Source organism: Tanticharoenia sakaeratensis NBRC 103193, assembly GCF_000963885.1.
In the GTDB taxonomy this organism is placed as follows: domain Bacteria; phylum Pseudomonadota; class Alphaproteobacteria; order Acetobacterales; family Acetobacteraceae; genus Tanticharoenia; species Tanticharoenia sakaeratensis.
In genome coordinates this window covers 1-24,755 of sequence record NZ_BALE01000041.1, presented here as the reverse complement: position 1 = coordinate 24,755, position 24,755 = coordinate 1, and the positions used below count along the sequence as shown (strand labels likewise).

The following is a 24,755-nucleotide window of genomic DNA, read 5'->3' as shown; positions in this document are numbered from 1 at the left end:
TTCCTTTCAGATGACGATCTGAGAGCCGGTGCACAGGTCCGGGCCGGGCGGGATGCCCAGGAACCCGCACAGGCGGCGGCGCCACATATCGTAGAGACCCATGCGGTCAGTGACTTCGGACCGGTTCCGTTTCCAGACGGCCGCCTGATCCGTATCGAGATTGTCTGCAGCACCGATCACGCCGGTTTCGAGTGGGTAGAGCTGGGCGAGATACAGGCGCACCTGCTGCAGTTCGGCAGGCGCAAGATTGTTCATGCGCCACTCGTTCTGGCCGTAGGCCGTGAAGAAGCGCCACGACGACTGGCCAGTCGCGACTGAGCCGATCGCCGGATACCCCATGAAACGGCGGATATCGGTCTTTTCGGCGTCCGTCAGGGCGTTGGTGCTGAGTGCGGTGCTTCCGGACATGCAACCGGTTCCAGTTTTGCCCCGCGCTCGATCAGATGCGCGATCTCATCGGGGTTGGTGATGATTTCGCCTGCGGCCCAGTGGAAGACGCCGCGATTGAACCGCGCCTCGCGGTAGCCGTGCGCCTGGACAACGCGCATGGGGCCATTCTGTCGAGGCTCGCACGCATCTTCAGGCGCCTCACCGAGGTCGAGCGGAGACGGCGGTGCCTCGACAGGAGCCAACGACGCGCGTTTGGCGCGCGCCGCCGTGCGGTCATAGTGCCCGCGAGGCATCAGGCTGCAGCCACCCCGTCGGTGCCCAGGCTTTCGATCACCACACCGCGCTTCAGATAGCTGTTGGTCGCGGTCGGGATGATGGAGGTGTTCGCGGTCGAGTCCGTCGGGAGCGCAAACCCGCCGATCCAGTACCAGGACTGCGCGATGATCTGCCGCAGGCGGTCGAGCGGCTCGCGCGTGACCATGGCCACATCGTCGATCTTCTCGATCAGGGCGCGGTCCGCGTCGGGAATGTCCGAATGACCGGTCCCGGCAAAGTCGCCTTCGACAAGAGCGCCCTGGCCGACGACAAGCGCGCGATGGATCGGGCCCGCCGCAGCGCTGATCGCCGCCTGCTGCGGCGCTTCGGTGGTCGGAATGAAGCGGACGCCGAGAAGCTCGATGACCTCGCCGTTCCGATACTCCTCGGATCCATAGGCACCGCGGTAGAGGTATTTGAAGTCCGCATCTCGGAACAGGCCGAGCAGCTGCAGATCGTCGAGGTAGCAGTGATAGGCGCCGTTGATCATCGGCACGTTGTTGCGCCGGAGCGCGGCCACGCCGGCGAGAACGTTCTGGATACCGAGCGTGTCACCGGCTGCAAGGGCCGCCGTCGTCAGCCGATTGTTCGGACGGATCACGTACGGGGCCGTTGCCGCCACGACCGCATTGCCGGCCGTGCCATCGGACACCGAGACGTTCGCGCTCAGCGTCAGAGATCCCGACACGCCGTCCGGCGCCGTCGAAACGTTCGTTGCGTCAGCGGTTGCGCCGACAAGGCTGTAGACGCCCGAACCGATCGTCACGGTCAGAGCAGCGGCCGAGCCTACCGCAACAACCTGCCCCTCGATCAGCATGCGCTGGAAGCCGCGAATGTCGTCGACAGCGACGGACGTGCCTGCAGACCCGAGCGTCGTGACAACGCGCGTATTGCCGCCGAGATAGCCGCCAACACCGTTCAGAGCACCGCCGAACAGCGTGTTGCGTGCCAGCCGATCCAGCGACTGCATGGCCTGGATGCCGTTGGTGTGCGCATTGGCCAGGAACTGCGAGGCAATGCCCACGCCGCTCGTCACCATGTTCAGGTCGATCGTGTCGCCATACATGTTGATTGAGAGCGTATACTGCTCGACGCCCCAGTCACTCGACGTCAGACCGTTATCGAAATTGGTATTCGCGGTCGGATTGAGCGGCGTGGTGACCGGCGTCTTGAGGCTCTTGCGCGTCTTGGTCAGCGTTTCACCGATCGCATTCGGGAACACTTCACGATCGGCCACACCACGGAAGCCGAGCTTCGACTGGAGGCCGGTCTGAAACTCGCGTGCAAGGTAGCCCTGCTGGATCGCTGCGACAAGCTGAGCGGGAAAATTATTGATGGACACGTCGTCTTCTCTTTTTTGCTGATGCTGTTTCGGGGGATCGCCATCAGGCGGGTAAGCGCTCCAGCATCAGCCGGGCGTAGAAATCGTCAGAGGTTCGCGACAAATTGCCGCTTGCGCGCCTCATATTCCGCAGTCGACAACTCCCGGACCGTCTCCTTCGGTGGAGCACCGGGCTTCGGTGGCGCCGGCGACTGGGTCGTGCCCGTCATCGCGCCAGGCTTCGGTGCTTCGCCGAACATGTAGGCGCGGGCTTCCTTGGCGGCCGTCAGAGCCTCGTCCAGGCCCGCGATCGCGCCATCCTCACCGCGCTTCACGCCCGACATGTCGAGCAGACGAACCACATCAGCCGGATTGTGCGCGCCAAGTCGCGTCGCGGCGGCCTTGGCTTCCGCCTCGATCACCGCGCGATCGGAGGCTTCCCGCACGCCTGCAAGCGCCTGCTCTGCGGCGGTCTTCGCTTCGTCGGCTGCCTTGGTCTGATCGGCGAGCTTGCCCTCGAACTCGGCCCGCTGCTTCTCGATCTGACCCTTGTAGCCGTCGCGGGACTTGATCGCGTCGTCGCGCTCGGTGACTGCAGCGTCGCGTTCGCCACGGATCGCCTTGAGCTCGGAGCGCAAGGCGGTCAGGTCGGCCCGCGCCCGCTGCAATTCGCGCGCAGTATTCGGATCGGCTCCGCCATCGGGCGAACCGTTTGGGTCGTCGGACATCAGTCCCTCATCGTTATGGTGGTGCCGGCATCGGCCGGCGGTTACGCCTCGACCTGGTGCGAGAGCGTGTTACCCACGATCGCAGCCTTGCGATCATCGGAAGCCTTTGCGGCAGCAGCGGCTTGCGCTGCCTTCGCCTCTGCGTCGCGGATCTGCGCCGAGACACGCTGCCATTCCCCGGCGCCGTCCGGAACGCCAGCGCGTGCCGCATAGATCTGCACCGCCGTCTCGTTCGACAGGATGTTGCCGTCCACCGCTGTAACCAGCCCCTGGGCCAGCGTCAGCAGTTCCGGCGTGGTCGGCGGGAACCAGTCCGGCCAGTGCAGATCAAGCCCGGTCGGATCAAGAGACTTCCGATCGGTCCCGCCTATCCGGACGCCATCGGTCAGCGCTGAGGAAAACCGGCAGGCCATCTTGAGCAACGGCAGCAGACCGCCATCCCCATATGACTGGCGCAAGCGATCCGCGAGCCAGATCAGCGACTGGCACATCATCTCCATGGCGCGGCCGGATTGAGCAGCACTCAGCTTGTCCGCATGCGCGCGATTGCCGTGCAACTGCTCAAGTACGAGCGCCCGGAGCTCGCGATACATCTCGAGAAGCGCGCCGGATGCCGCGCCATTGATCTCAAGCAGCTTCGCATCACCCTCGGGAGGGAGATTCAGGGCCGATGCCGAACCGCCCTGGTGCGCGGCTCCGCCCGGAGCCCCGCCAGACTTCAGTACGAGCACCGGATCGGACATGTATTTGAGCGCGCGACTGCCCTGCGACAGCAGATAGTCGGCCTCGATCACGGTATCGATCGCGCGGCCGAACGTGCACGGCCCATCAGGCTCACCCACCTGCGAGGCAGGAGCCAGATTCCGGATCCACACGATCGGCACAAACCCGAGCCCGTGCGTCACGCTGCGCGTCGCATCGATCACCGGCTCCGGCGCATCTGCCGCGACCGGTTGCGGCACATACACCGTGACGGCCTGGTCGTCCCACTCGCGCCGCCACCAGAACTTGACCTGCATGCGCTCGGTCGGGATCTCGAATCCCGCCTCGGCAAGCTGCTGGCCCGTCAGCATGTATCGCTCGACGACACGGGTCAGCTCGCGCGTCGCACCATCCCAGGCCGGCGTGAGATAGGCCGTGTCCAGCACCGAAACGCGCAGCACCCGCTTCACGGTCTCGACGAGCAGCGCCACGGATCCGACCGAACCACGTCGTGCCGCATCCAGCATCAGCGCCGGGAGATCGCTTTCTCTGACGAAGCAGGCGAGGGCGTCCGCCGTGTTCGAATGGTCGGCCTTGATCGTGGGCCAATGCGTGTCGCCGAAAAGCAGAGACGTCGATTCATCGACGACAGCGCTGCACAGGTTTGACCGGACGCTCGGGCGCCGCTTGCTGAGCGGGATGTATTCGCCTGCGCCGGATTTCTCCCGCGAGAACGGGTTGGGCAGATCGTCATACTGCGTGCCGTCCAGCACGCGCCGCAATGCGAGCAGCTCGGCGCATCGGGGCGGCTGGCCGGCGGGTTCCGGATACTGCGCCTTGAGTTCCAGCCAGTCCACAGAGCGGCCTTTCAGCGACCAAGATTGAAATTCGTCGGCACCCACTGTGCTGGAGCGACCTGCTGCTCCAGCATCAGTTCGGTCAGCGCCCAGACCAGCGCGTCGGCCCGGTCAGGCGACTTCGCGCCCTGGTATCCAGCCGCACTGAACTGCGTCAGCTGGTCCTCGAGATCCACGAAGCGCCCGTGATGCACGACGCGGCCCTGCTCATAGAGCGCCGCCACAGGCTCGGCTCGTGCCGTTTTGCCGCGCGATGCAGTGACCAGCTTGACCGGCACGTTTGCGCGCGCTGCCCGAATGTTGCTCTCGACCAGCGCGCCACCGAAGTTGCGCTCCGCAATAATCCTGTCCGCGCCCCATCGGTCATGAGCCGCGACTGCCGCGCGCGCCCACTCATCCGGGCCGCCGCGCAGCGTGGCGTCCTCGAGCACGTGCCCGATGCCCCGATGATCGATGCCGCAGACGGAAATGCCGATCTCGTCCGAGCGCCTGTCTTCCTTGCCGGCGCACCCGGACGGATCGACCGCGACCACGATGCGCTTGAGATCCGTATTCGACACCGGGCCAGCCCGGCGAAACATCTCCAGGCGCCACAGCGCGCCCTCAACCGCGGACTGATATTCGCCTAGCAGGAACCGACGCCGCTCGCGTTCCGACAAACTCTCGAGAGAGTCGAGATACCCGGCCGCAAGATTGTGGGCGTTCGACTGCGGGTTGAGCTGCATCGTCGCAAAGAGGCTGCGATTGGCCAGTGGCTCGCCCGATTTCGGCTCGATTCCGGCCTCGAACAACGCATATAGCCAGTGCGACGTCGTCGGCGGGTTGGCGTCGATATACTCCTTCATCGGCAGCGGCTGACCGTCGATGCGATCGATCTTCTGCGCCAGACGCGTCAGCAGCATCATCCGCGCGCCGTAACTGATCTGGCTCGCTTCGTTCAGGTAGACCGTCGCGAATTCCAGACCGAGGATCTTCTCTGTCCGCTGCTTGTCGTCCAGACCGCCGAAGATGATGGACGATCCGTTGGCGAAGTCCGCAACCCAGTTCTGGCGGTCGATCTTGTAGGCAACGCCCTTGAAGCAGAGCTCCATGACTTTCGGAAACGTGTCGTTGACAACCGAGCTTTTGAGCGATTGAAGCGTGTGGCGAAAAATTCCGTGCCGCGAGCCCGGCGCCTTGAGCGCTCGAACAACCACCGCCCGGATCAGACAGAACGTCTTGCCGGACCGGGAACCGCCGCGGAGCAGGATCGACCGCGCCGGACCGCCCAGCAGTTTCGTTGCCTGCGCCTGAACATCCGTCAGCCGGAATTCAGAGCGCTTCGTCATCCTTGCCGAATACGATTACCGTCTTCTGGTCATCGCCCTTACCTGTGAACATGCCAAGATGCTTGGCGAGCGAATTGAGCGCACCGAGCTTGTCAGTGGTCGTGACCTTCGCCACGCGCTCGACTTCCTGCGTCTCCGCATTCCGCTTGAGGATGACCTCGATCCCGGCAATTCGTCCGGCCGCGCCGTCCGAGAAATCTCTCGGAAACAGCAACTCGCCGTTAGCGCCGAAGATGTCGCGGATGTCTCCAAACGCGATCTTCGCATACTCGCGTAGCACCTGGTCCTGCGTGATTTCGGTGCGGCGAGCGCGGGCCTCGATCGCTTCCCGAATGGCGGACTGCACGTCCTCGCGCTCAAGAAGCTCAAACCCGATCTTCTTGGCCGACAGCTTGCTATACCCAGCGTTCCGCGCGGCTTCTGCCGCATTGAAGCTGATGAGATACTCCTGGACGAAATGCATCTGCTTCTCGTTCAGCCCGTCTCTCAGTCGCTTATGCCGGGGCATCCATCAACCTGTGCAATTCTTTCTTCGTGGTGCCCTGACGAAGGATCCGCAGCGCTGCTCGGCGAACCTTTCGCGCATCGAGCCCGATCAGATCACACCAGTCCTGCCGGGAATGGGCCATCGGGCCGCCCTCATCGGTCAGGAAAGCAATAGCCTCGCGCCGATCCTTGGAAGAGACATTCCCGCGCTCGGCGACGTGCGTGGCCGCAATATCCTCGAACATGCGCACGATCATCGCCCGCCCCATCCTCTGTTCTGGCGAGAGGGTGGGCATCGGATGCAAGAAACCTGCGCAGTTCGGCTATTCTATCTGAATCTTCTCATGCATGCAGTTCAGGTACAAGCACTTTCTTTTGCGCTCGTGCTTCTTCCTCCCGACGCTCGATCTCCCGAACGCGACGATATGCGTCCGGGAGCTCGGCAAGCACGAGAGCGCATTGCGCCTGAGCCCGCTGGGCCGCGTTCTGCCGAAGCATCCCTGGCCAGATCGCAGCCCCGATCCGCGAGAACGACATCTCCTGCACCAGAAGCATTTCCAGCCGGACATGCGCGCGCGGCCCGAGCTTCTCGCTGATCATCTGGATCCGCTTGCCCACCTTGGCCCGTGTCAGGTTCCACGAGATCGCGTCATTCTTCAGGCCATCAGGATCGCGCGGGTTGCGATATTCGAGATACCCGTGCTGCGACCAGACGAATTCGCACAGCCAGCGATAGGCAGCGTCCTGAGCATCGTCATCAATATCGTCCGCCTGGCGCAGGATCTCGACGCCCGTGACCACGCGGGTCACGCCATTCGTCGTGCGAAAATCCTGGTGCTGGCGTCGCTCCGCAGTCGGCCCCAACTCGTCCCGAGGCTGAAACTCGACGCGGCGCTTTCGTGTCGGCGTGGCTGGCATTCGGTGCTCCGGGAAAAGCTGCGTCAGGAAGTGATGATTCTACCCGATGTCGTAAAGAGAGTACAGTAATACCACATCATGCGCCCGGTATTTTCGCTGCTTTAGCGGTCGCGCGAACAAGTAGTACCACTGCGAACCCAAGCACGGCATGTTGAAATATCCCGCCTTCAAGAGGCTGAGGGATAACAACCTCAGCTCCTATCCCGAACACCCAAGTCACGAACAGACAATCGCGCATCATCCCCGCACCACACCCATCGCCTCGCAAACGCAACGGCTGTCACGGTATGTCTGCGGTGACGATGAGTGGCTTTTATTGAGCCTTCCAAGCTCGAGCTTTCCCCGCATCAGTAAGACGGTATTCTATCCCAAGCGCACCCATACGCATTTCGACCGCGTCTGGAACTCGGCTCAAAAGAGACATGACCCCCAAGCGAGCATCTATGCCATCGCATAAGATAGCCGCTGACCACTCGGCCCTTTCATTGAGTAACCACCGCAACGCGGCGCGTTCCAAGCGCTTTTCCGTCTCGCGTGGAAGAGGGAACGGCATGGCTCGAAACAGCATCACGTCTACATCAGGGAACGCGATCACCGCACACCCCACTTCCGATCCGCCGCCCGATGCGACCAGAACGACGCAACGACGGGCAGGGCGGTCATGGCGCAACGTGCCCGAAGGCTAGGCCTAGAAGCGCAACTCCGGCGCAGATTGAAAATATCATCACGCCGACGCCGACTAATGTAGCCAGCGCGATCTTCCATTCATCGTTCACCCCACGAACCTCCCCTTCGCATCCCGCTTCGGCGCGACACACTGGGCTCTGCTGGACGTGACTGACTGCGCCTCATTCATTTGCTTGGGCCGCCAGAGATCAAGCTCGGCGCGGAGGGCATTGCGCTCGATTATTGCGCTTCGAGCCACACCACCCGCATGCAGAGCGGCTTTTTGAGCGTCGAACCAGTTCTCATTTAGGCTGTGGTAGCCTTTGTTCAGACGCTCGATCTCCGCCCGCGCCTCCCGCAGCGCACCCCACGGGTTGAGGATGTCACGCCACCTCATCGGCCAGCCCCTTGTGTTTGCGCGCCCAATCGTGGGCTCCATGACGGAAGGCGCCAGCAATGCGCGGGTTCTTCGGGTAGAAAATACCCGCGTCATCCACGCAATCAGCTAGGGCGGTTTCTGTGGGAGCGTTAAACCGATCCCGATATTCCGCTGCCGCAGCATACCCCTCCCGTCGCGCCTTCCTCTGCGCGGCACCACGCTTTCCGGTGTGCTGACGGTCCTGCGATCGCTGGGTCATGCTGCCAATTCCTTCGCGGCCTGGATGCCTGCGGGGGTGAGGCGCGCTACGGATGCCCAGCCGTAGCAGGTCATGGTTCCGCTAAATTCCACGAGGTCCGAGCTAAAAGACCGAAGATGTGGATCGCCATTTGCCGCACGCCACTCCCCCGGCGTCTCGGCCAGCCACAGAAGCGCGCGGCGCTGGGGCGCGGTGAGGGTGGTCATGGCTGCCCCTTTGTCTCAGCGAGCGCACGGCGGGCAAACTCAAAGGCCTGCGGGTCGATCGGGTCGGAACAGTCGGCCGCAGCGTCTATCAAATCCGACAAAGCTGCACGCAAGGTGGTCACCTGCTCCGCACTCAACGCGCCCGGCTCGTTGGCTGCAGGTTCGTCCGTGACCTCGCGCATGTGGACGGCTACGCGTGTGGGGCAAACTTTAGCCGCGAGATCCAAAGCGTTGCTGCGGCTGTCCATGTGCATGACCATTCCGCTTGGATATACGTTCACCCAGCACTCAAGCGGCTTCTCGACCGGCGCGGGGGTGCAGAAGATGTCATCATCGGACGGCCCGTCACTGACCGGGCAGCGGCCATTTTCATCCGTTAAGAGGATCATATCGTCCTCGAGCATCCACTGCCTCGCATAAAAACCGAACGGCCCGTAGAAGCGAGCTACGATCTTTTTGCCGTCACGCGTCTCGAAGCCGTGCGGCCATGCGGGGTCGTAGGGTTTGCGGGTGTCGGTCATCGCGCAACTCCTCCATTCTGGGGATCCGGGCTCACGTGACAGACGCTCACAGAAGCCCGCACAGCGCCTTTATGGCCTCGCCCGGCAGTCACACCCATCGCCACCCCCGCACCGGCCTCAGCGCGGCTCTGCTGGGCTCTCGCGCGCGCATTTGTGCCCGGGGCGTGCTCGCGCTGCGTTCTGGCGCACGATGCAGCCCAATCGACGGGTGCCGCGATCATCGAGGCGTGCAGGTGCAGCCGATCCCGATGCGGGACATGGAGCAGTTCGTCGCGAATGGCGAGCGCGTTCGTGGACATAGGCGATCGTACCGCATCCGTCGCGGTATTGGTACCGTTTTGTGTAGTCATCACGCCGTTTTCTCCGCGACTTCGCCAGTAAAAGCCGCCGCCATCTCGATCGCTTTCCGGTGCATCGCGATCTGCGACTGTGCGACCGCCTGTAACGCCGGTGCCATGTTCGGCAGCGCTGCTTCAAGCGCGGCAATCATCGCTTCGCCACGCAGCGACACGTCGGGCAGCATGGCCGCGATTTCTCGCTCGGCGCGCTCCTCGGCTTCCCGGGCGCTGATCTCGTCGCGGAATGCGGCGGCCCGGGCGGCAACGGCAGCCCGTTCCTCGGCCGTGGGCTTGCGACGTCCAAAATCGGGCTTCGCCTCGGACTTGGCGAGAAGCGCGCGCAGTCCCGAGGCCTCGCGCCGGATTTTCTCGGCGAATGGCAGCAGCACGCCGCGGAGTTCGCCGGGTGCAGGCCAGCGCGATCCGACCGGGTAGCCGTTGCGATCCGGCTGCCGGACCCAAGCCATGCGGCTGGCCGGCGTCCATGCCCCGATCGGGATATCCGCGCAGGTTTCGGCAATGGCCGCGACCTTCATCGCCGCGCGATCGGCGGGAGGGTTGCTCACGAAATCCCGGAGCTGGTGCAGCCAGGATGCGATGACCTCGGGCGGCGTCGGCGCTGCCGCAGCCTCGACCCGGGCGAGCTGGTCGCGGAGAGCCACGACGCGGCTTGGCGTCAGGTCCCGGGCCCAGACGGCCAGGCCCTCGCTGGCCGCATCGAGCAGCGCCTTCACCTCGCCGGATGCCGGGACGTAGGCGAGCGGGGCCGCGACGGCGTTCGGGGGGCGATGTGCGATCTGCATCGGTCAGGTCCCCGGGATGATCTGGACGTTGGCCCAGGCGTCGTCGGACGCGCGGCGTCGGTCGTCGGCGTTGGGAGCAAACCCTGGCCGGTATCCCTGCGGTCCGCGCTCGGCCGATCGGCGAACCCATGACCGCCACGTCAGGCCCCAGTCGGTTTTCGTCGCGCTCTGACCGGCCTTGGCGAGCCAGTATTCCCGGAAGTTCTCGGCTTCCCGACCGGGGTCAACGCCATGGTCGAGGGCGTATTGCCGCTGCTCGGGATCGGGTTGCCAGTCAGCGGGGAGCCGGGAAGCACGCACCGATTTCGGTTTCGGCGCGTCGTCCGCGCCTACCGAACGAAGTGAGGTATCTGCTTCTGCTTCTGCTTCTGCTTCTTGGTGTATAAGGGGGGCGGTTTGCTCACCCTTGGGGTGGGGGTTAACCCCCCTCTTAAGCCGAGGGTTTCCTCCCATCTTCCCGTTGGCCGATGCTTCGTCGCTTACGGCCTTATCCCGAACCATTCGGCGACTATAAATCACCCCATCGTCGGTTCGGCTGAACACGCCATTATCTGCAAGCTCGCCCAGGAGCTTCGCAGCTTCCTTTTCGCCGCAGCCCAGCACAGCCCCAAGCTGCCGTGGCGACGGCGAGCGGCCGTTGACAAGCAAATGCCCGACAGGATCCGCGTCAGCCATGAGGCACAGCATTTCGATCCATGCCCCACGCGCTGCGAGCGAGCACATGCGCAACGCTGGGTCACGTTGCCAGTCCTGCCACCAGAATTTCGACCACCGCCGCGCGCTCATGCCGTCACCTCGACAATCTCGATCTCGGTGCGCTGCTCGGCGCGCTTGCACTTCAGCGGCTCGACCGTGAGGCGGATATGCTTCGGGCTGTCGTCGCGGATCAGGCCGATGCCGAACTTGTTCCGCGTCGTGCCGTCCTCGCGTGCGGCGGGCGTGGTCATCACGTCCAGGACATCCTTCACGCCGCCATAGGCGCCGTCATAGTCCGGCATACCGCAGGAGAAGCGGCGGATGGTGACGTGCGCACGCTCGAACGGCTCTGCGGGCCTGTCGGGTCCGAGTGCCGCAATGATCTGCGCCGCGAGAGAGCGCTTCAATTTGGCGCGCTTGCGAAAATGCGAGCGCATCAGCGTGTTCATCAGCGGCGTGGGCTCGGGGAGGGTGAAGGCGATCGTTCTCATGAGAACCGCCCGGCGCGGTCGCGCACGCGATCTTCCGCACGAAGCTGCGCCCGCGTATCGGCCAGCGCGCGCTCGAGCGCCGCGATCCGCGTCCGGTGTGCCAGCTCGTGATCCAGGAACCGCGCGTTCTCGGCCTTGAGGCGCGCGTTCTCGTTCAGCAGGGCAGTTGCGTCCATGGCGCGACGCTCGCGCAGCAGGCGCCTCAGCATCAGCGCATCCCCATTGCGCGCATGTAGATGTCGAGCAGCGTTTCCTGCTCCTCGACTTCCGCCGGCTCCTGCTTCCGAATGCGGACGATCTGGCGGATGACTTTCACGTCGAAGCCCGCCGATTTCGCCTCGGAGAAGATATCCTTGATGTCGCCCCCGAGCGCCTTGCGCTCTTCTTCCAGGCGCTCGATGCGCTCCACGATGGAGCACAGGCGATCGGCCGCGATGCCGCCTGAGTTGTGGCCGGTCATTTCGTCAGACATGCTCAATTTCCTTGTGGGAACAGGAGCGCTTGCTCGACTGCGCCGATGAATTCTTTGATGAAAGCCGCAGCGACCTGCGGGACGATGGCATTGCCGTAACCGCGCAGTCGTCCCACTCGGGCGGGTATCCCATGAGCCAGCGGCTGTGAGCCGGGTTCAACTGGCCTGAACTTGCCATCTCGGCATCCGATCCAATCAGCACCTGACCATCCGCCGCGATGCGCACCGGCCCATTCTCCGTGGTCCAGGCCCCCACGGCCGCCGCGCCCGGCAGCCTGTCGACTCCTTGGCTGGGGCCGCCATTCGGGCCGTCCTGCTGACACGGTGTCGGCCAGCCCGAAAGCTGCGTTGCTACCATAGGCAGCGTCTTGCCTCGCGGGTGCGCCATATGCCGCGAGAGAAACTCTGGGGAAGCGCTCTCCGACCGCCAGTCCCGCGCCGCCGTCGTGGGCCAGCCGGACCGCTCCGAAGAACAATCGCTTCCGGATGTGCGGCGCGCCGACGCTACAAGCTGGCAATACGGCCGCCCCGCAGGCGTAGCCGCAGCCTTCCAGCGCATCGAATAGATCGTCGAGCCAACCGACGCGGATTGCGTCCGCAACCTGCTCGCCAAAAATCCAGACAGGACGGCACTCTCGGATGAGGTCGAGCCATGCGGGAGCGAGGTGCCGCTCGTCGTCGCTTCCGCGCTGCTGCCCAGCAATGCTGAACGGCTGGCATGGGGGTGATCCTGTCCAGCAGGACAAGCGTTCGTGTCCGGCCAACTTGAGTGCGAGCGGCCAGCCCCCGATACCTGCGAACCAGTGCGCCTGGTCGAACTCTCGCACGTCGTCCGGTCGAACATCTCGAATTGACCGGGTATCGACGTGCCCGGCGGGCAGATGATGTCTGGCGCCGAGTTCTCGTAGCCATGCGGCTGTGGGTTCGTCCCACTCGTTGTAGAAGACACGCATGTCATTTCAGCGCCCCCGCATAGGCATTCTGTCCCCGCATCGGGATGCAAACGGTCTGCACGGCGTATCCAAGCGCGTTGATGATCGGCTCGGATACTTCGCGCTTTCCGTTGATCGTTTCGGAAATGATGGACTGATGGATGCCCGTCTTCGCGGACCAGGCGCGCTGGCCGCCCGCGAGTTCGACCGCATCCGCGAGGGCTGATCGCATCGATGCGATCGGCAGGGCGTTCACCGCCGCCACTCCGCACGAGCAGCCCGAATGGCGCGCTCCATTCTGTCGATTGCGATTTTGACATCGGCTGGCAGCCACGACACGCGCAGCCACGTCACGCGGCACGACGGTGGCGGCCCGGCGTCTCGGCCGAAGCCGAACCGGCATATGGTCAGTCTGATCCAGGGCATGCTTGCCTTTCACGAGCGGCTTTGCGCTCGGCCACGAGGGCGTTCACCTCGTCGGCGATCGAGTTGCAGGCGGCCATCAGGTTGATCAGCGCCTCGGCATCGGGCGCATTCTTTCCTGCAAGCCAGTTCTGGGCGGCGCGCGGCGTCTTTTCGGACGCGCGGGCCAACATCTCCGACGCGAAACGGAGCGGCATGAACTCGCGCTTGATGGCATCGAGCAGCCGATCACGAGCGCTGCTGATCGCAACGGCGCTCATTTCCGGAAACTTTCGGTCAGTGAATCTCTGAAAACTGTGTTGATCTCGCCGATCATTTCCCATCGTTCCGCTCCATTCTGGTTCAGCGACGAACACAGAGGAGAGGGAGCAGCGATGGAGGCGCCGGTATACGAGATCAGGCACACATATGACGGCCCGCTGCCGGGCCACACACTGCGCCCGGACACCCCGCACCTGGCCGACAGCATCGCTTTGCAGGCGAGACTGTGGGCCACGTTGCATCCGTGCGCGACCTTCGAGCAGCGGGAACTGCTCGTGGAGCGCGTCGCGGAGGCGTTGGGGTGCCTGTAGGGCATGGGTCAGTCGAAGCAGGGGCTAAATGGAATTTCGTCATCCATGCCCTCGGGCGACCAGCGGTCCGACATCGACCCGCCAGAGCCCATGGGGCGCGACTGCGCGTCGGAGCCGCGGCTCTGCTGCGGCGCAGCATCCGACGACTGGCGATCGCCACAAAGCGTGATCCCGCCGTTGAAACGACCAATCACGATCTCAGTGGTGTAGCGTTCAACGCCGGACTGGTCAGTCCACTTTCGGGTCTGGTTCTGCCCGATAATCTGAACTTTGGATCCCTTGCGCACGAAACGCTCGATAATTCCGGACAGCGCTTCGTTCATGCAGGATACGCGATGCCATTCGGTGCGCTCCTTGCGCTCGCCAGACCCTTTGTCGGTCCACGTCTCCGCGGTGGCCACCGTCAGGTTGGCAATCTTCATGCCGCCCTGCGTCGTGCGAATTTCCGGATCCTTCCCGACATTGCCGAGGATGATCGTTTGGGAAAACGAGCCGGCCATCAGGAGCGCCCCATCACGCGGATCGCGTCTGCGATCAGGAATGACAGCGGGCCGGACGCGATGACGTATGCGGCGATGAGGATGAGGTCGGTCATGCGAGGTCTCCCCCGGGCGAAGTCCCCACTTCGTATGCAGCAGACCTCATGACTGCATCGCGACCGTGCAGGCGAACGCCACGCCAAAACGCCGCACGTCCTTGTTGGGTGATGCGTAATGCCATGGTCTTTTCATCCGTGACTTCGAGCCAGTCAGCACGAATTGAGATAGCCGCCAGCGGACCAACTTCAGGGACCGGGAGTTCTGCCAATGTGATGTATCGCCGCAGAAAACGTGCCTGGTTGATCGTGACGTCGGTCACAGTTCACCTGCCTTTGGCGGAAAGTAATCATCGCCCCAGAACTGGTTGCCATGCTTATTTGTTGCGCGGGGATCGGTGGCACCCGAGTCTCCGCTATCACCATCTGCCGCAACAGAGAATGAATTCGATGTCTCAATCTCAGCCAGCCATGACGCTAAAACTTCTGAGCGTATGTCGTGAATACGAAGGCCGGAAAGAAGGTTGCGTTGAAATTTCGCTATCTCTTTCCGTATCCGGGTCGCCGCTTCCAATGTTAGGAGAGCTTCGAGTTCAGGTTCCGGAAATTGCCCTGCTTGAAAACGATCGCCTCTGTATTGAGAAATTAGCTCAGAGAGTCGTTTTTCAGCTTGCTCACGACTATTACGAGACAGCGGCAGAACGAATGTCTTTGCGTCTTGCGTGAGAATATAGCCGCCGAACTCGATGGCAAACTTTTGCATCTGGGCGAAGGCAGTCATGTCTTCCCCTTTTTCGACATCGCAAAAGGCTGTCTCGTTTGTGCTCTCAGACATTCGCGGCCTCCGGGTTGGGGCGCGCGAACAGGTCCGGGCGCAGTTCCTCGCGGGGGATGCCGGTGATGCGCTCGACATCAAGCACCCGCACTGCTGGCACCCTGCCTCGCTCCCATTTGGCCCATGTCGTAAAATGGACACCCGCTTCAGAAGAGACCTCTTGAAGCGACTTGCCGTTCAGCCGTCTGGCGTCTCGAATAAGCATGAGTGCATTAGCCATTATAGCTAAGGCGCTGTCAAGCGGATTTCGCTATTCTAAGGATCGGACCCGCGATGCCTTTTCGCCAAGATCGCAAGATGCCTAAGAAAAAGAGATCCCCGAACGTTCCGCCGCAGTTCCTCCGTGCTTGGAGAGAAACTTTAGGCTTGTCACGGCCTGATGTTGTGAACAAAATGGCAACACTTAGCAACATAGAGCCAGTCGATCAGGCTACGATTGCCAAGTGGGAGTCAGGGGAAACCGGCGTGCGGGTGCAGGATTTGGAGCTTTTGGCGAGAGTTTATGGCGTATCTGCTGATAGGCTTCTGTTCGCGCCGACTGATAATGAGACGCCGGAGCGCCTAAAGAGGGCCTACACCATTCTCTCGCAGTCAGACCCAAAGGCCATAGAGGCATGGCTTGCGATGGGTGAGGCATTGTCACGAAAATAGTTAGCGAAAAACGCTAAACGCTAGTTGACGGATATTAGCGTTAATCGCTAAGGTCTCCCCATCAACCCCGCCCGGCCGACGCCGGCGCAGCAGGAGAGATGGGATGAAGATCACGACGATTGTCCGGGCGGATCGGATGTATCTGGCCAGCCTGTTCCAGGGCAAGAAAGAGACCCGATACTACCTGAACGGCGTCTATGTTCATCAGCACGCAGGCGGCATCAACGTGGCGGCGACAGACGGCCATACGATGGCCGTCCTGCGCGAAGATGTTGGCATGGCGGTCGAGCCTCAGATTATCGCCCTCCCGAAGGCGGCACTGCAGGTGATCCAGAGCAAACGAGCTGACAGCAAGAGCCATTGGCTTGTTATCACCGACGAAGGCGCACGGTCTCGCCGTCGTGGGTATATTTTTCGGCATGTCCTGTCGGACGAGGAACACCTTGCGGACGTTCTGACGGCGGAACTCAGCAATGTTGTATCGCTCGCTGAGGCTTGGTCCGGGATCGTCGAAATAATCGACGGAACGTTTCCGAACTACATCTCCGTGATCCCGGAGATTGGTGAGCGGTCCGGCACGCCGGCAATTCAGGCGCGATATATGGATCGCTTCACCAAGGTGGCGACCTTTCGCGGCAATGCCATGCCCGCGATGGGGCTGTGGGCGCGCGACCAGATGGCGCCCGTTTTGGTTGATATCGCCGATCAGGACGACTTCGTCGGGGTCGTGATGCCTGTGAGATGCGAACTCCGCGGCCCGAAGATGCCTGCCTGGGCTCAGAAGGATGTATCGGCTTCGGAGCCCAAGGTCTCTTCCACTCGAAAAGCGCGCGTGACTGAAGCCGCCTGACCCCGCGACGGGACGGCGCGTGCGCGTGCCGCCCTGCCGCCGGGTTGGTCCGGCAAATCATGAGGTGCGATATGAGTGAATGGGAAGAGGGCGAAAATTGCCCATGTAGTGGATGCGGTGGGACTGTGGTCATTAGCTATCCAAAAGGTGGATGCAGCTGCCACATCAATGCACCTTGCGGTCGATGCACGTCGTCTTTCTTGGTCTGTGACGCATGCGGAGAGCAAGAGCCGGAATCGGAAGTGCTACCGAATTCAGATTTATCATATCGCCACGTTGGCGCAGGGGTATTCGAGTCGTATTGCCGCAAACCGTCTAAAGACCTCGGAAATGGCAGGCGGATATTCGATTACGATTACGACTCAAGTTCAGGGTCAACCATGGTTTTTCGAGGAAAATATGAAGGTCCGGTCACAGGGCAGGACATCATCGACGCGCTTGGTGTTGGGACATTCGGAAAACGCGGTCCGTTCTTAACTGGCGATAAAGTAAGCGGGTCATTCACTTATACGAAGATAACCGACTGATCCCGCCATACGCTCTCGCGCCGCAGTGCCGCGCGGGAGAAATGGCCGGATTCCCCGGCAGAGTTTTCGATAATGGAGGGTGCGATGGGTGACGGTAATCTACCGCCCGGCTGTCTCTTGAGCGACATCGACGCACTGAGTGCGCCGGATCTGTCCAATGAAGCCGATGAGCGGCTGAAGGCATTCGAGAAAAACAGGCTTCTGCTCGAAGCATTGGTCAATGCGGCCAAGGCAATGCGTGATGCTGTCCAGCATGAGGACAAGTATCAGGCGCTTCGGGATTTCACGCTTCTCGAACAGTCGTTTGATCCAGTCAACGACTCTATCGACGTGATGGAAGCCGATCTTGCCGCGCTCAAGGTCGAAGAAGCACGCATCTGGGAATGGGACGCCGAGCGCGCCCGGGCCGGTGTGCGGTGATCTGGCCCCCGACTTGTCCGACCTGTCTGGTCCTGTCACTGCTCGTGAACCTCTTCGGCGTGGCGTGGCTGCTCGCGGGCTTCTGGCTCCAGCGCCGTGATGGAGGTGGGTCGTGATGCCCCGGTTCAACGCGGAGACGACTGAGAAGCTGCGTCGCATGAGGCGCAACGCAGATAACGCGCGGCGCACGGCAAGCACCTTCGGCACGAAAAACCCCGGCGCGGTTTCCTACTGGAACGGCACCGCGGACATGATCGACCGCATGGCGGACTACGTGGAGAGCGTCGCTTTTCCGCTGCCGCCTGTGCAGCGCGACGGTGTGTGGTCCCCGGATGGCGGGAGGGCGGTATGAGCGCCGTCCTCACCCGGATGAACGAACTGCACGCGCAGGCGATCAAGCCCGCGTCCGACGCTTACGTGGCGGCTCTCAAGGCCATGCGCGAGGCAAGCGACCCGGACGTGCCGGCTATCGAAGCGGTGATAGCGCTGGATGCGCTCAAGGGCGCTGCAAGCGAAGCTGAGGCGGCCCTGCGTGAGCTTGTCCGCGACAGCATGGCCGAGAGCGGCGTCACGGGCTTCGAGGCTGGCGCATACGAGGTTGTGCGTGTCTCACCGCGCCCGGCGGCCACCGTCACCGATCTTGCGGCCCTTCAGGCAGCAGCGCCCGAACTGTTCGAGCCGCAACCCGACAAACTTAACCGGACCGAGCTGGCGAAGCGCCTGCGCAACGGGGCGACACTGCCCGGGGCGACGCTGAGCAATGGCGGACCGGGACACATCCAGATCAAGGGGCGCAAGCCATGAACAATGTAGTCGCGACCGCACGGCCATCAACGAGCGCCACTGTCTCCGAGCGGGATGTCATGACTGCTCTTAAAAACAGCTTCTATCCCGGCGCATCGGATGAGAGCGTCGCTATGGTTCTTGGTTACTGCAAAGCAGCCGGCCTCGATCCGATGAAAAAGCCAGTCCATATCGTGCCGATCTGGAGCAAGGCCGCTGGCGGGATGATCGACACGGTCATGCCCGGGATCGCGCTCTACCGTATCGAGGCAGCTCGTACGGGCGACTACGTGGGAAAATCGGAGCCCGAATTTGGTCCGGATCAGACGCTTACTCTGGGCGGTGTCTCTGTGACATTTCCGCAGTGGTGCCGAATGACTGTCGAGCGAATGGTTCACGGCCGCGTCTGCAAGTTTACGGCCAAAGAATTCTGGCTTGAGAACTATGCAACTGCCAAGCGCGACAGCGACGCCCCAAATGTGATGTGGAAAAAGCGGGCGTACGGACAGTTGGCAAAATGCGCCGAGGCCCAGGCACTTCGGATGGCATTCCCTGAACAGACAGGAGGGACGAATACCGAAGACGAGATGAATGGAAAATCGTTCGCGGAAACCGCCACGATCGAGCACACGCCCGCGCCTGAGCAGCCGCGCCGCACGGAACGGCCGACCGACTACGTGCGCCTGATTGGGGCAAAAGCCGAGCGCTGCACAACGGAAGTCCATATCGGCGGCCTGCGTCGTCAGTGGATCGAAACCATTGCGAAGGCATCCGACGCCGGCCGACCGATCGCGGAGGACGTGCAGGAGAAGGTCTTCCAGACGATCCAGGATCGCGAGGCGGAGATCGCGAACGAGATCGAGCAGGAGCGCGCGCAGCAGGCGGCGGTCGATGTGGAAGAAATTCCCGCATGACGCCTCCCACCGAACCCGACCTTCTGCGCCAGATCGCGTTCCACCGCGGCCGCGCCGTCCTGGATCGCCGCAATGGCGACATCGGTGACGCGCTGATCCACGAGGAAGAGATCGCGCGGCTGAATGAGAAATTGCGAGTGCTGCGCGCCACCCGTGCAACGCAGCAGCTCACGACGCCGCGCTCCGTGCGCGGGCTGGAGATTGTGCGATGACCGACCAGACGAATCCGCCGAGGACGCGGGATGAGCAGATTGAGAAGATGGTCGACATTATGAGGAGCTACCGTCTTCTTTACACAAAAGAGGAAGATAACGATCCCATTGGATACCCTCTAATTGACGCGCTTACGTACGAGGGTGGAACTGTAGATATTGGAGTGGAAGAATGCGGAGAACTCGCGGCTGAACTGTATGACTCAGTCATCACATCCTTTATCCGCGAAGCCAAAGCCCGTGGTCGTGCCGAAGCCCTCGCCGAACTGCGCGCGGGTGCGGAGCCGGTGGATGCACTGACAGGTAGGCCAGGCTGCGAGTGGTGCTTAACAATTACAGGCGTCCGAGACCCAAAGCGCTCTTGCGCGAAGTGCCGCAGAAAGCACCCGCCCGTCGCCCGTGAGGCGGAACTGGCGGCATGGTCCGACGTCCGCGCTGAACGCGAGCGCCAGAAAATGGCGGAAGGCTGGACCGAGGCGCACGACGATCAGTATTCACTCGGCGAGTTGGCCTCCGCAGCTTCCGCCTATGCCTACTCTGCGAGTGCAACGCCGTCAGAGGCAAATATTCTCGGTGGCGTGCCGCCAGTCTTGTGGCCATGGGACCGCACATGGTGGAAGCCGACCACGCCGAGACGCGACCTGATCAAAGCGGCTGCACTGATCCTCGCGGAGATTGAGCGCATCGACCGCGCCGCCCTCGCCGCAGCACCGGAGAAGCGGGATGTCTGACGAGAATGCGAGAAGCGCAGCGCACGCATCTTCCGATATTCGGATATTGGGCTGCATCATTTCCCTGCTCGAAAGCAACAACCTTTCGACGCCAGAGGCGAAGAGGGTTTCCGACAAGATGATCGTGCAAATGCAGCGCGCGCAACAATCCATTTTGCGAAAGCATGACGCCACCATGCGAAGCATTGGCATATGACCGCCGACCAATCCCCCCGCGACGACGCGATGGTACTGGCAGCGCTGCCAGCTAGTCGAGCGGAAGTAGAGGGGCTCTTCATTTGGAACGGCGCTCGTTGCCGTCCTGATCTGTGGGCACACGACACACTGCAGCGCCTGAAACGCGCCAATCTGGCCCGCTACGTGCGGGAGACGAAGCGATGGGAGAGGGTAATATGACCGAGCACCGTTGGCCCCCGCAGCCCGGCGATCTGGTGAAGGTCGCGGACGAACTGTTTCATTCAGCTTGCCCTGAAGCTTCTCTGATGGTTGGGGAGTGCTTCTACGTTCAGGAAGTGATCGAGGGGGAGGAATGCCTTGTTAGAATAAACGACTGGTTGTTTCACCCATCCGACCTATCTCCCGCCACGCTGCCCGAGACGATCGAGCATCTCGGCCGTACGTATCGTCTGGATGAGGGCGGACGCACCGATGCGGAACGGCTGGGGTGGATGAGAAAGCACACGACGGTGAGCCTTAGCTTCTCCCTTCGCCATAGATGGGGCGTCTTTCAGAGACCGGACGATTTGCTCGGGTGCGGGGAAACGCCCAGCGCTGCGATCGACGCCGCCATATCCGCCACCGCGGAGCCCACGCCATGACCGAAGTATGGAACGGACGGCCGCCTGCGCCTCTGGACAAGGTCGATGGGTGGCATTGTTTTTATGATCTTGACTGCGGCGTGACACGGCAGCGGTGGTGCCCAGTTGAGAGAATATGGACGGACAGCAAAAATCGCTGGATGGTCCCAGACGACATCACAGATGGTGAATACTATGGCGCTGTCCTTACCCCCGAGCAGATCGAAGCGAAGATCGCGGAGGCGGTGAAGGCTGAGCGGGAGGCGTTGCGTGTCGCGGAGGCAGCACTTGCGAGCGTCGTAGATGGGCATTCTAGCCAATACCGAGCTCGCAATGGTCGATGGGTAACGCTCCAGAGCGAGGACGGCGAACGCTGCGACTTCATCCACAGCGATATCACGACCGAATGCGAAGGTGCGCTCGATCGGGTCCGTTCCGCCATCCGCGCCCGTGGAGACACGCCATGAAGACGATCCTGATGCCGGACTATGAGGCGTTCTCGAACGCCGCCAAGGGCGCAATGATCGGCGAGTTCAGCGAGCGGGTCGAAATCACCTGCTCGGAATGCGAGGGCGATGGTCTCGGCCCCGCATCGCCGCATTGCGAAGGCGAAAGCACGTGCGAGCAGTGCGGAGGATCCGGCACGGTCTGGCAGCGCGTGCCGGTCTCTTGGACGACCATCAAGGCAATCTATAAGCGCGCAACTGATCTGTTCGCTCCGCAGGAAGAAAATCGGGACGCCACGCCATGAACATCCCCACGAAGAAACTGTGCCCTGACGCGATCCTGCCGGCCAAGGCGCACGCGACGGATGCGGCATTCGACCTGTATCTGCCGAAGGACCACGCAGACGTGTCGCTCGGAGCCGGGCAGCGCCACACGTTTCGCCTCGGCATTGCGCTCGCGATCCCTGATGGCTGGATGATGAAGATGGAAGGCCGGTCGGGTCTGGCATCCAAGGGCATCCAGATCCTCGGCGGCATCGTGGACGCGCCCTACCGCGGCGAGATCGGCGTGATCATCCGCAACAGCAGCGAGGAGCCGCGCGAGTTCCGGGGCGGCGAGCGCATCGCCCAGGCGCTCATCCTGCCGGTGCCGGAGTGTGTGATGGTTGAAGTGGATGAACTGGACGAGACGACGCGGGGCGTTGGCGGATTTGGGAGCAGTGGGAAGTAAGATGGCAAACGATGAACATGACACGCTCGCGGTGACGAAGCATGGGGCTCTTGAGTGCAGACCGCCGGAGGACGCGCAGAACGGCTCATACCATTGGCTGCAAGACAGCCTTGGGGATTTTGCGCCAGCGAAATGGGCTTATGGATATTGGCACGTGTGCGGTTGGGCCACCGATACGGAGCCGGCATCGGAGGTCGCGCGAGCCGGCATGACATACGTCGGCCCGTGCATCCCGCCGCAGGAGACGGGAGAGCGCCATGGGTGAACTGATATCTCGCGCGGAACTGGCTGCATCTTTGGGTAGGTCTGAGCGGACGCTTCGACGCTATCTCCCGACGGTCCCGGGGCTTGCCTGTATTCGCATTGGGCGCACGATCTATTTCAATCGACACGACGTCGAACATATTCAGAGAGCACTTCGTTGTCCCTATCCTACCGCAAGCGTGGCGAGTTCTGGTACGTCAGGGGCACCGTCCGCGTCGGTCGCGAGGTCATCGCGGTCTCGGAGCACAACACCGGATGCCGCAGTCGCTCAGATGCGGAGGCTGTTGGCGCAGCGGAAGAAGCGGGGATCCGTAGTGAGCGCCTAGACGGACCAAGCATCGGCCTTGAGCGCATTACAATTGCTGATGCTGCCACCGTCTATATCGAGCGCGCGTCTCCCGCCTCATACGACATTGAGCGGCTGATCGACTTCACGCAGCGCATCGGCCACTACTCGCTCGCGCATGCCGAACGCGCCTGGCAGAACTGGCTCGGCACCAGAGGCGCAAAGATGGCGCCGGCCACCCGGGCCCGTTGGAGGGCCATCCTCCAAGCAGCGATCAACGCTGGCGCGAAATCCCAGGCTCTGATCGCGCCAACGCTGTCAGTTGTGAAGCAAGAGACGATGGAGGGCGTCGTCTGGCTGCGCAAAGACGAGCAGGAGCGGCTACTCGAAGCATACGCCCCTCATGTCCAGCCGATCGCGCTGACACTCTGTTTCCAAGGCTTGCGGTCGGCTGAGGCCCTGCGACTCGATTGGCGACATGTCGATCTGGAGCGCAAATCGCTGTTCGTCGCCAAGAGTAAGAGCGGGCGGCAGAGATCCGTGCCTCTGCATCCGCGCGTTCACGCCGCGATCATTGGGCTATGGAAGGCGCAGATCAGGCCCCGGGAGGGCAGGGTGTTCCTCAATCGATATGGGCGCCCTTATACGGACACGGCCGAGGAGCAGGTGGGCGGCAACCCGATCGCCAAAGCTCACACGACTGCATGTCGCCGTGCGGAGATCGTAGGATTCAGCCCTCATTCTTGGCGGCATCACTGGGCGAGCTGGATGGTCATGACCGGGTGCGATCTGATCACGCTGATGCGCCTGGGGGGATGGCAAAGCCCGAAAATGGTTCAGCGGTATGCGGCCGTCAGCGCTGATCACATGGCCGAGTCGATCGCGCGTCTGTCTTGAAGCAAATGGGCACACGCTGGGCATAAGGGAAAGCAGCAGTGTTTAACACGCTGATAAGTCTAGGATAAACTTCGGATATCAACAACCTTGCCAAGGTTGGGGTCGTGGGTTCGAATCCCATCGCCCGCTCCAAGAAATTGGTAGAAATCAACAATTTCTTGGGTGCCGCGTTCCGTTTATCCCGACAAATCAGAGCAGAATAAGCCGAGAGCTTACCGGGCCGGTTGTGCGCTGACTGGGCAAGATTTTCGCTCGTACTCGTGTTGTCGCCATGTGCTGCAGCGGCCAGTCAGGACGGGCGAGGGTAGGCCGACAGATGAGGGGAACGCGTATGCCGGTCCGTGCATCGTCATCCTCAAGCTGACATCGAGCCCGGCATGCAGCATCCCGGATCCCTTGCATTCGAGATGCGTGTTCGTTTTTTGATGCCCATCATGAAGTTGTTCCATCTGCATCTGGACTTGCACCTGACTCGCATGTCGATGCGGTTGGCCGCGGACTGGTAGGTGCGGCAAGTATGTGGACGAAGCGTGATGGTATAGATCCATCTGACGCTTAAAATGCGCTCGGATCTGCCACGCCTACATGTCTGCGACACAGCAGGTCGTCCGGACGGGAGCGGAGACGTGACTGCAGGCGCATCCTCGATGCGGGAGAATATCCGCCTCGATCGCCTGCATGTTTCCGTTGAAAGTATCTGCGTTCATTAAGTCCCGCCGCCGCGGATGAACGCGCTGCGGGAGGCAGGATGGGGCGTAGAATCATTTTTGTGCGGTCAGCGCCGCAAGGGTCAGGAACACCTCCAAGGCGCCCCACAGGATCGTCAAGCGTAGGATCATCAGACGGCCGGGCGCGCTCGCTGGCGGGATCGCGCAGGGCGGCGTCACGCTGCTCGATGATGGCGCGGTAGCGGTCCTCGTCGCGGGCGTGTTCGGTCTGCTGCACCGAGCGGTAGCTTCCGAGCAGGAGCGACAGGCCCCGGAAGACGGCGGCGATGGGAAACAGGACCGCGGTGACGGGCACGATCCATGGGTAGTGCTGGGTCAGGAACGGCAGGAGCACCGGCCAGATCTG

The 24,755-nt window shown here is 62.3% G+C and carries 38 protein-coding genes and 1 tRNA gene; 15 read left to right on the top strand and 24 right to left on the bottom strand.

The annotated features are described in order from the left end of the window. Window positions 1–6: 6 nt before the first annotated feature. The 23 genes from B8446_RS12875 to B8446_RS16100 form a co-directional block, all read right to left on the bottom strand. Entirely contained in the window at window positions 7–408 is a 402-nt protein-coding gene (locus B8446_RS12875) for a hypothetical protein (protein ID WP_048850237.1), read from the bottom strand. Then, window positions 372–548: a hypothetical protein gene (locus B8446_RS16440; RefSeq protein ID WP_199484114.1), complete on the bottom strand. Its 177-nt coding sequence runs from the start codon at window positions 546–548 to the stop codon at window positions 372–374. Before B8446_RS16440 ends, B8446_RS12875 begins: the two co-directional genes overlap by 37 nt. Window positions 549–682: 134 nt before the next feature. Then, complete coding sequence (locus B8446_RS12865) at window positions 683–2,047, bottom strand: hypothetical protein (RefSeq protein WP_048850233.1); 1,365 nt, start codon at window positions 2,045–2,047, stop codon at window positions 683–685. 86 nt (window positions 2,048–2,133) lie between these two features. Beyond that, window positions 2,134–2,754, bottom strand: coding sequence for a phage scaffolding protein (locus B8446_RS12860; protein WP_048850230.1), 621 nt, complete (start codon window positions 2,752–2,754; stop codon window positions 2,134–2,136). Between the two features lie 41 nt (window positions 2,755–2,795). Continuing rightward, window positions 2,796–4,313: a phage portal protein gene (locus B8446_RS12855; protein ID WP_048850229.1), complete on the bottom strand. Its 1,518-nt coding sequence runs from the start codon at window positions 4,311–4,313 to the stop codon at window positions 2,796–2,798. 11 nt (window positions 4,314–4,324) lie between these two features. Further along, on the bottom strand, window positions 4,325–5,641 hold the full coding sequence (locus B8446_RS12850) for a phage terminase large subunit (protein WP_148505994.1): 1,317 nt from the start codon (window positions 5,639–5,641) through the stop codon (window positions 4,325–4,327). Beyond that, window positions 5,625–6,149 carry a terminase small subunit gene (locus B8446_RS12845; RefSeq protein ID WP_084712327.1) on the bottom strand — a complete coding sequence of 175 codons (525 nt, stop codon included), beginning with the start codon at window positions 6,147–6,149 and terminating at the stop codon, window positions 5,625–5,627. The genes B8446_RS12850 and B8446_RS12845 overlap by 17 nt, the downstream gene beginning before the upstream one ends. Beyond that, window positions 6,136–6,384, bottom strand: coding sequence for a hypothetical protein (locus B8446_RS12840; RefSeq protein ID WP_048850225.1), 249 nt, complete (start codon window positions 6,382–6,384; stop codon window positions 6,136–6,138). Before B8446_RS12840 ends, B8446_RS12845 begins: the two co-directional genes overlap by 14 nt. A gap of 85 nt (window positions 6,385–6,469) precedes the next feature. Continuing rightward, window positions 6,470–7,045, bottom strand: a complete 576-nt coding sequence (locus B8446_RS12835; protein ID WP_148505993.1) for a hypothetical protein — start codon at window positions 7,043–7,045, stop codon at window positions 6,470–6,472. 1,049 nt (window positions 7,046–8,094) lie between these two features. Further along, the gene (locus tag B8446_RS12825; protein WP_048850221.1) at window positions 8,095–8,349 is read right to left on the bottom strand and encodes a hypothetical protein; all 255 of its coding nucleotides are present in this window, start codon (window positions 8,347–8,349) and stop codon (window positions 8,095–8,097) included. Continuing rightward, complete coding sequence (locus B8446_RS12820) at window positions 8,346–8,555, bottom strand: hypothetical protein (RefSeq protein ID WP_048850219.1); 210 nt, start codon at window positions 8,553–8,555, stop codon at window positions 8,346–8,348. Before B8446_RS12820 ends, B8446_RS12825 begins: the two co-directional genes overlap by 4 nt. Continuing rightward, complete coding sequence (locus tag B8446_RS12815; protein ID WP_048850216.1) at window positions 8,552–9,076, bottom strand: hypothetical protein; 525 nt, start codon at window positions 9,074–9,076, stop codon at window positions 8,552–8,554. Before B8446_RS12815 ends, B8446_RS12820 begins: the two co-directional genes overlap by 4 nt. Before the next feature lie 349 nt (window positions 9,077–9,425). Next, window positions 9,426–10,217, bottom strand: a complete 792-nt coding sequence (locus B8446_RS12810) for a hypothetical protein (protein ID WP_053053872.1) — start codon at window positions 10,215–10,217, stop codon at window positions 9,426–9,428. A 3-nt stretch (window positions 10,218–10,220) separates the two neighbouring features. Next, a complete protein-coding gene (locus B8446_RS12805; protein ID WP_053053870.1) occupies window positions 10,221–11,003 on the bottom strand; it encodes a hypothetical protein in 783 nt (260 codons plus the stop codon). Next, complete coding sequence (locus tag B8446_RS12800; protein WP_048850214.1) at window positions 11,000–11,404, bottom strand: hypothetical protein; 405 nt, start codon at window positions 11,402–11,404, stop codon at window positions 11,000–11,002. Before B8446_RS12800 ends, B8446_RS12805 begins: the two co-directional genes overlap by 4 nt. Next, window positions 11,401–11,613 (bottom strand): hypothetical protein, encoded by a 213-nt coding sequence (locus B8446_RS12795; protein ID WP_048850211.1) that lies wholly within the window; start codon window positions 11,611–11,613, stop codon window positions 11,401–11,403. Before B8446_RS12795 ends, B8446_RS12800 begins: the two co-directional genes overlap by 4 nt. Further along, a complete protein-coding gene (locus B8446_RS12790) occupies window positions 11,613–11,876 on the bottom strand; it encodes a DUF2312 domain-containing protein (protein WP_048850209.1) in 264 nt (87 codons plus the stop codon). Before B8446_RS12790 ends, B8446_RS12795 begins: the two co-directional genes overlap by 1 nt. Window positions 11,877–11,878: 2 nt before the next feature. Next, complete coding sequence (locus B8446_RS12785) at window positions 11,879–12,829, bottom strand: DNA cytosine methyltransferase (RefSeq protein WP_048850207.1); 951 nt, start codon at window positions 12,827–12,829, stop codon at window positions 11,879–11,881. Window position 12,830: 1 nt separating this feature from the next. Next, window positions 12,831–13,064: a helix-turn-helix domain-containing protein gene (locus B8446_RS12780; RefSeq protein ID WP_241767784.1), complete on the bottom strand. Its 234-nt coding sequence runs from the start codon at window positions 13,062–13,064 to the stop codon at window positions 12,831–12,833. Window positions 13,065–13,215: 151 nt separating this feature from the next. Then, window positions 13,216–13,554, bottom strand: coding sequence for a hypothetical protein (locus B8446_RS16305; protein WP_158507591.1), 339 nt, complete (start codon window positions 13,552–13,554; stop codon window positions 13,216–13,218). A 257-nt stretch (window positions 13,555–13,811) separates the two neighbouring features. Beyond that, the gene (gene ssb, locus B8446_RS12765) at window positions 13,812–14,303 is read right to left on the bottom strand and encodes a single-stranded DNA-binding protein (RefSeq protein ID WP_048850203.1); all 492 of its coding nucleotides are present in this window, start codon (window positions 14,301–14,303) and stop codon (window positions 13,812–13,814) included. 91 nt (window positions 14,304–14,394) lie between these two features. Next, window positions 14,395–14,661 (bottom strand): hypothetical protein, encoded by a 267-nt coding sequence (locus B8446_RS16105; protein WP_148505991.1) that lies wholly within the window; start codon window positions 14,659–14,661, stop codon window positions 14,395–14,397. Further along, entirely contained in the window at window positions 14,658–15,173 is a 516-nt protein-coding gene (locus B8446_RS16100) for a hypothetical protein (RefSeq protein WP_148505990.1), read from the bottom strand. Before B8446_RS16100 ends, B8446_RS16105 begins: the two co-directional genes overlap by 4 nt. A 273-nt stretch (window positions 15,174–15,446) precedes the next feature. Here B8446_RS16100 and B8446_RS12760 point away from each other — a divergent pair, with 273 nt between their 5' ends. The 15 genes from B8446_RS12760 to B8446_RS12680 all read left to right on the top strand — a co-directional run bounded on the left by B8446_RS12760 (window position 15,447) and on the right by B8446_RS12680 (window position 23,813). Beyond that, the gene (locus tag B8446_RS12760; RefSeq protein ID WP_084712326.1) at window positions 15,447–15,824 is read left to right on the top strand and encodes a helix-turn-helix domain-containing protein; all 378 of its coding nucleotides are present in this window, start codon (window positions 15,447–15,449) and stop codon (window positions 15,822–15,824) included. A 103-nt stretch (window positions 15,825–15,927) separates the two neighbouring features. Then, a complete protein-coding gene (locus tag B8446_RS12755; protein ID WP_048850200.1) occupies window positions 15,928–16,674 on the top strand; it encodes a beta clamp domain-containing protein in 747 nt (248 codons plus the stop codon). Between the two features lie 644 nt (window positions 16,675–17,318). Then, window positions 17,319–17,621, top strand: a complete 303-nt coding sequence (locus B8446_RS12745; RefSeq protein WP_148505989.1) for a hypothetical protein — start codon at window positions 17,319–17,321, stop codon at window positions 17,619–17,621. A gap of 157 nt (window positions 17,622–17,778) precedes the next feature. After that, window positions 17,779–17,973 carry a hypothetical protein gene (locus tag B8446_RS12740; protein ID WP_148505988.1) on the top strand — a complete coding sequence of 65 codons (195 nt, stop codon included), beginning with the start codon at window positions 17,779–17,781 and terminating at the stop codon, window positions 17,971–17,973. Beyond that, window positions 17,970–18,425, top strand: a complete 456-nt coding sequence (locus B8446_RS12735) for a siphovirus Gp157 family protein (RefSeq protein WP_048850194.1) — start codon at window positions 17,970–17,972, stop codon at window positions 18,423–18,425. Before B8446_RS12740 ends, B8446_RS12735 begins: the two co-directional genes overlap by 4 nt. Continuing rightward, on the top strand, window positions 18,422–19,318 hold the full coding sequence (bet, locus tag B8446_RS12730; RefSeq protein WP_084712324.1) for a phage recombination protein Bet: 897 nt from the start codon (window positions 18,422–18,424) through the stop codon (window positions 19,316–19,318). The genes B8446_RS12735 and bet overlap by 4 nt, the downstream gene beginning before the upstream one ends. Further along, window positions 19,315–19,530 carry a hypothetical protein gene (locus B8446_RS12725; protein WP_048850192.1) on the top strand — a complete coding sequence of 72 codons (216 nt, stop codon included), beginning with the start codon at window positions 19,315–19,317 and terminating at the stop codon, window positions 19,528–19,530. Before bet ends, B8446_RS12725 begins: the two co-directional genes overlap by 4 nt. Beyond that, a complete protein-coding gene (locus B8446_RS12720) occupies window positions 19,527–20,261 on the top strand; it encodes a hypothetical protein (RefSeq protein WP_053053867.1) in 735 nt (244 codons plus the stop codon). The genes B8446_RS12725 and B8446_RS12720 overlap by 4 nt, the downstream gene beginning before the upstream one ends. Then, window positions 20,254–20,457, top strand: coding sequence for a hypothetical protein (locus B8446_RS12715; protein ID WP_048850191.1), 204 nt, complete (start codon window positions 20,254–20,256; stop codon window positions 20,455–20,457). Before B8446_RS12720 ends, B8446_RS12715 begins: the two co-directional genes overlap by 8 nt. Before the next feature lie 196 nt (window positions 20,458–20,653). Continuing rightward, window positions 20,654–21,079, top strand: a complete 426-nt coding sequence (locus B8446_RS12710; RefSeq protein ID WP_148505987.1) for a hypothetical protein — start codon at window positions 20,654–20,656, stop codon at window positions 21,077–21,079. Beyond that, window positions 21,076–21,525 (top strand): hypothetical protein, encoded by a 450-nt coding sequence (locus tag B8446_RS12705; RefSeq protein ID WP_148505986.1) that lies wholly within the window; start codon window positions 21,076–21,078, stop codon window positions 21,523–21,525. Before B8446_RS12710 ends, B8446_RS12705 begins: the two co-directional genes overlap by 4 nt. Beyond that, complete coding sequence (locus B8446_RS12700) at window positions 21,522–21,809, top strand: hypothetical protein (protein WP_048850186.1); 288 nt, start codon at window positions 21,522–21,524, stop codon at window positions 21,807–21,809. Before B8446_RS12705 ends, B8446_RS12700 begins: the two co-directional genes overlap by 4 nt. Then, window positions 21,806–22,234, top strand: coding sequence for a dUTP diphosphatase (dut, locus tag B8446_RS12695; protein ID WP_048850184.1), 429 nt, complete (start codon window positions 21,806–21,808; stop codon window positions 22,232–22,234). Before B8446_RS12700 ends, dut begins: the two co-directional genes overlap by 4 nt. Window positions 22,235–22,655: 421 nt before the next feature. Beyond that, window positions 22,656–23,681 carry a tyrosine-type recombinase/integrase gene (locus tag B8446_RS16435; RefSeq protein ID WP_199484113.1) on the top strand — a complete coding sequence of 342 codons (1,026 nt, stop codon included), beginning with the start codon at window positions 22,656–22,658 and terminating at the stop codon, window positions 23,679–23,681. Window positions 23,682–23,696: 15 nt separating this feature from the next. Further along, window positions 23,697–23,813: transfer RNA gene (locus B8446_RS12680), tRNA-Ser, on the top strand. A 423-nt stretch (window positions 23,814–24,236) separates the two neighbouring features. Here B8446_RS12680 and B8446_RS16490 read toward each other — a convergent pair. Next, the coding region (locus B8446_RS16490) for a hypothetical protein (RefSeq protein ID WP_048850180.1) at window positions 24,237–24,755 on the bottom strand (519 nt) is incomplete at its 5' end.

What these genes read in the sequence shown, in the direction of transcription:
- B8446_RS12875 (WP_048850237.1), bottom strand. Translation starts at nt 408, where the DNA reads ATGTCCGGAAGCACCGCACTCAGCACCAACGCCCTGACGGACGCCGAA.
- B8446_RS16440 (WP_199484114.1), bottom strand. Translation starts at nt 548, where the DNA reads ATGCGCGTTGTCCAGGCGCACGGCTACCGCGAGGCGCGGTTCAATCGC.
- B8446_RS12860 (WP_048850230.1), bottom strand. Translation starts at nt 2,754, where the DNA reads ATGTCCGACGACCCAAACGGTTCGCCCGATGGCGGAGCCGATCCGAAT.
- B8446_RS12850 (WP_148505994.1), bottom strand. Translation starts at nt 5,641, where the DNA reads ATGACGAAGCGCTCTGAATTCCGGCTGACGGATGTTCAGGCGCAGGCA.
- B8446_RS12845 (WP_084712327.1), bottom strand. Translation starts at nt 6,149, where the DNA reads ATGCCCCGGCATAAGCGACTGAGAGACGGGCTGAACGAGAAGCAGATG.
- B8446_RS12840 (WP_048850225.1), bottom strand. Translation starts at nt 6,384, where the DNA reads ATGATCGTGCGCATGTTCGAGGATATTGCGGCCACGCACGTCGCCGAG.
- B8446_RS12835 (WP_148505993.1), bottom strand. Translation starts at nt 7,045, where the DNA reads ATGCCAGCCACGCCGACACGAAAGCGCCGCGTCGAGTTTCAGCCTCGG.
- B8446_RS12825 (WP_048850221.1), bottom strand. Translation starts at nt 8,349, where the DNA reads ATGACCCAGCGATCGCAGGACCGTCAGCACACCGGAAAGCGTGGTGCC.
- B8446_RS12820 (WP_048850219.1), bottom strand. Translation starts at nt 8,555, where the DNA reads ATGACCACCCTCACCGCGCCCCAGCGCCGCGCGCTTCTGTGGCTGGCC.
- B8446_RS12815 (WP_048850216.1), bottom strand. Translation starts at nt 9,076, where the DNA reads ATGACCGACACCCGCAAACCCTACGACCCCGCATGGCCGCACGGCTTC.
- B8446_RS12810 (WP_053053872.1), bottom strand. Translation starts at nt 10,217, where the DNA reads ATGCAGATCGCACATCGCCCCCCGAACGCCGTCGCGGCCCCGCTCGCC.
- B8446_RS12805 (WP_053053870.1), bottom strand. Translation starts at nt 11,003, where the DNA reads ATGAGCGCGCGGCGGTGGTCGAAATTCTGGTGGCAGGACTGGCAACGT.
- B8446_RS12800 (WP_048850214.1), bottom strand. Translation starts at nt 11,404, where the DNA reads ATGAGAACGATCGCCTTCACCCTCCCCGAGCCCACGCCGCTGATGAAC.
- B8446_RS12795 (WP_048850211.1), bottom strand. Translation starts at nt 11,613, where the DNA reads ATGCTGAGGCGCCTGCTGCGCGAGCGTCGCGCCATGGACGCAACTGCC.
- B8446_RS12790 (WP_048850209.1), bottom strand. Translation starts at nt 11,876, where the DNA reads ATGTCTGACGAAATGACCGGCCACAACTCAGGCGGCATCGCGGCCGAT.
- B8446_RS12785 (WP_048850207.1), bottom strand. Translation starts at nt 12,829, where the DNA reads ATGCGTGTCTTCTACAACGAGTGGGACGAACCCACAGCCGCATGGCTA.
- B8446_RS16305 (WP_158507591.1), bottom strand. Translation starts at nt 13,554, where the DNA reads ATGGGAAATGATCGGCGAGATCAACACAGTTTTCAGAGATTCACTGAC.
- ssb (WP_048850203.1), bottom strand. Translation starts at nt 14,303, where the DNA reads ATGGCCGGCTCGTTTTCCCAAACGATCATCCTCGGCAATGTCGGGAAG.
- B8446_RS16100 (WP_148505990.1), bottom strand. Translation starts at nt 15,173, where the DNA reads ATGTCTGAGAGCACAAACGAGACAGCCTTTTGCGATGTCGAAAAAGGG.
- B8446_RS12760 (WP_084712326.1), top strand. Translation starts at nt 15,447, where the DNA reads ATGCCTTTTCGCCAAGATCGCAAGATGCCTAAGAAAAAGAGATCCCCG.
- B8446_RS12755 (WP_048850200.1), top strand. Translation starts at nt 15,928, where the DNA reads ATGAAGATCACGACGATTGTCCGGGCGGATCGGATGTATCTGGCCAGC.
- B8446_RS12740 (WP_148505988.1), top strand. Translation starts at nt 17,779, where the DNA reads ATGAGGCGCAACGCAGATAACGCGCGGCGCACGGCAAGCACCTTCGGC.
- B8446_RS12735 (WP_048850194.1), top strand. Translation starts at nt 17,970, where the DNA reads ATGAGCGCCGTCCTCACCCGGATGAACGAACTGCACGCGCAGGCGATC.
- bet (WP_084712324.1), top strand. Translation starts at nt 18,422, where the DNA reads ATGAACAATGTAGTCGCGACCGCACGGCCATCAACGAGCGCCACTGTC.
- B8446_RS12725 (WP_048850192.1), top strand. Translation starts at nt 19,315, where the DNA reads ATGACGCCTCCCACCGAACCCGACCTTCTGCGCCAGATCGCGTTCCAC.
- B8446_RS12720 (WP_053053867.1), top strand. Translation starts at nt 19,527, where the DNA reads ATGACCGACCAGACGAATCCGCCGAGGACGCGGGATGAGCAGATTGAG.
- B8446_RS12715 (WP_048850191.1), top strand. Translation starts at nt 20,254, where the DNA reads ATGTCTGACGAGAATGCGAGAAGCGCAGCGCACGCATCTTCCGATATT.
- B8446_RS12710 (WP_148505987.1), top strand. Translation starts at nt 20,654, where the DNA reads ATGACCGAGCACCGTTGGCCCCCGCAGCCCGGCGATCTGGTGAAGGTC.
- B8446_RS12705 (WP_148505986.1), top strand. Translation starts at nt 21,076, where the DNA reads ATGACCGAAGTATGGAACGGACGGCCGCCTGCGCCTCTGGACAAGGTC.
- B8446_RS12700 (WP_048850186.1), top strand. Translation starts at nt 21,522, where the DNA reads ATGAAGACGATCCTGATGCCGGACTATGAGGCGTTCTCGAACGCCGCC.
- dut (WP_048850184.1), top strand. Translation starts at nt 21,806, where the DNA reads ATGAACATCCCCACGAAGAAACTGTGCCCTGACGCGATCCTGCCGGCC.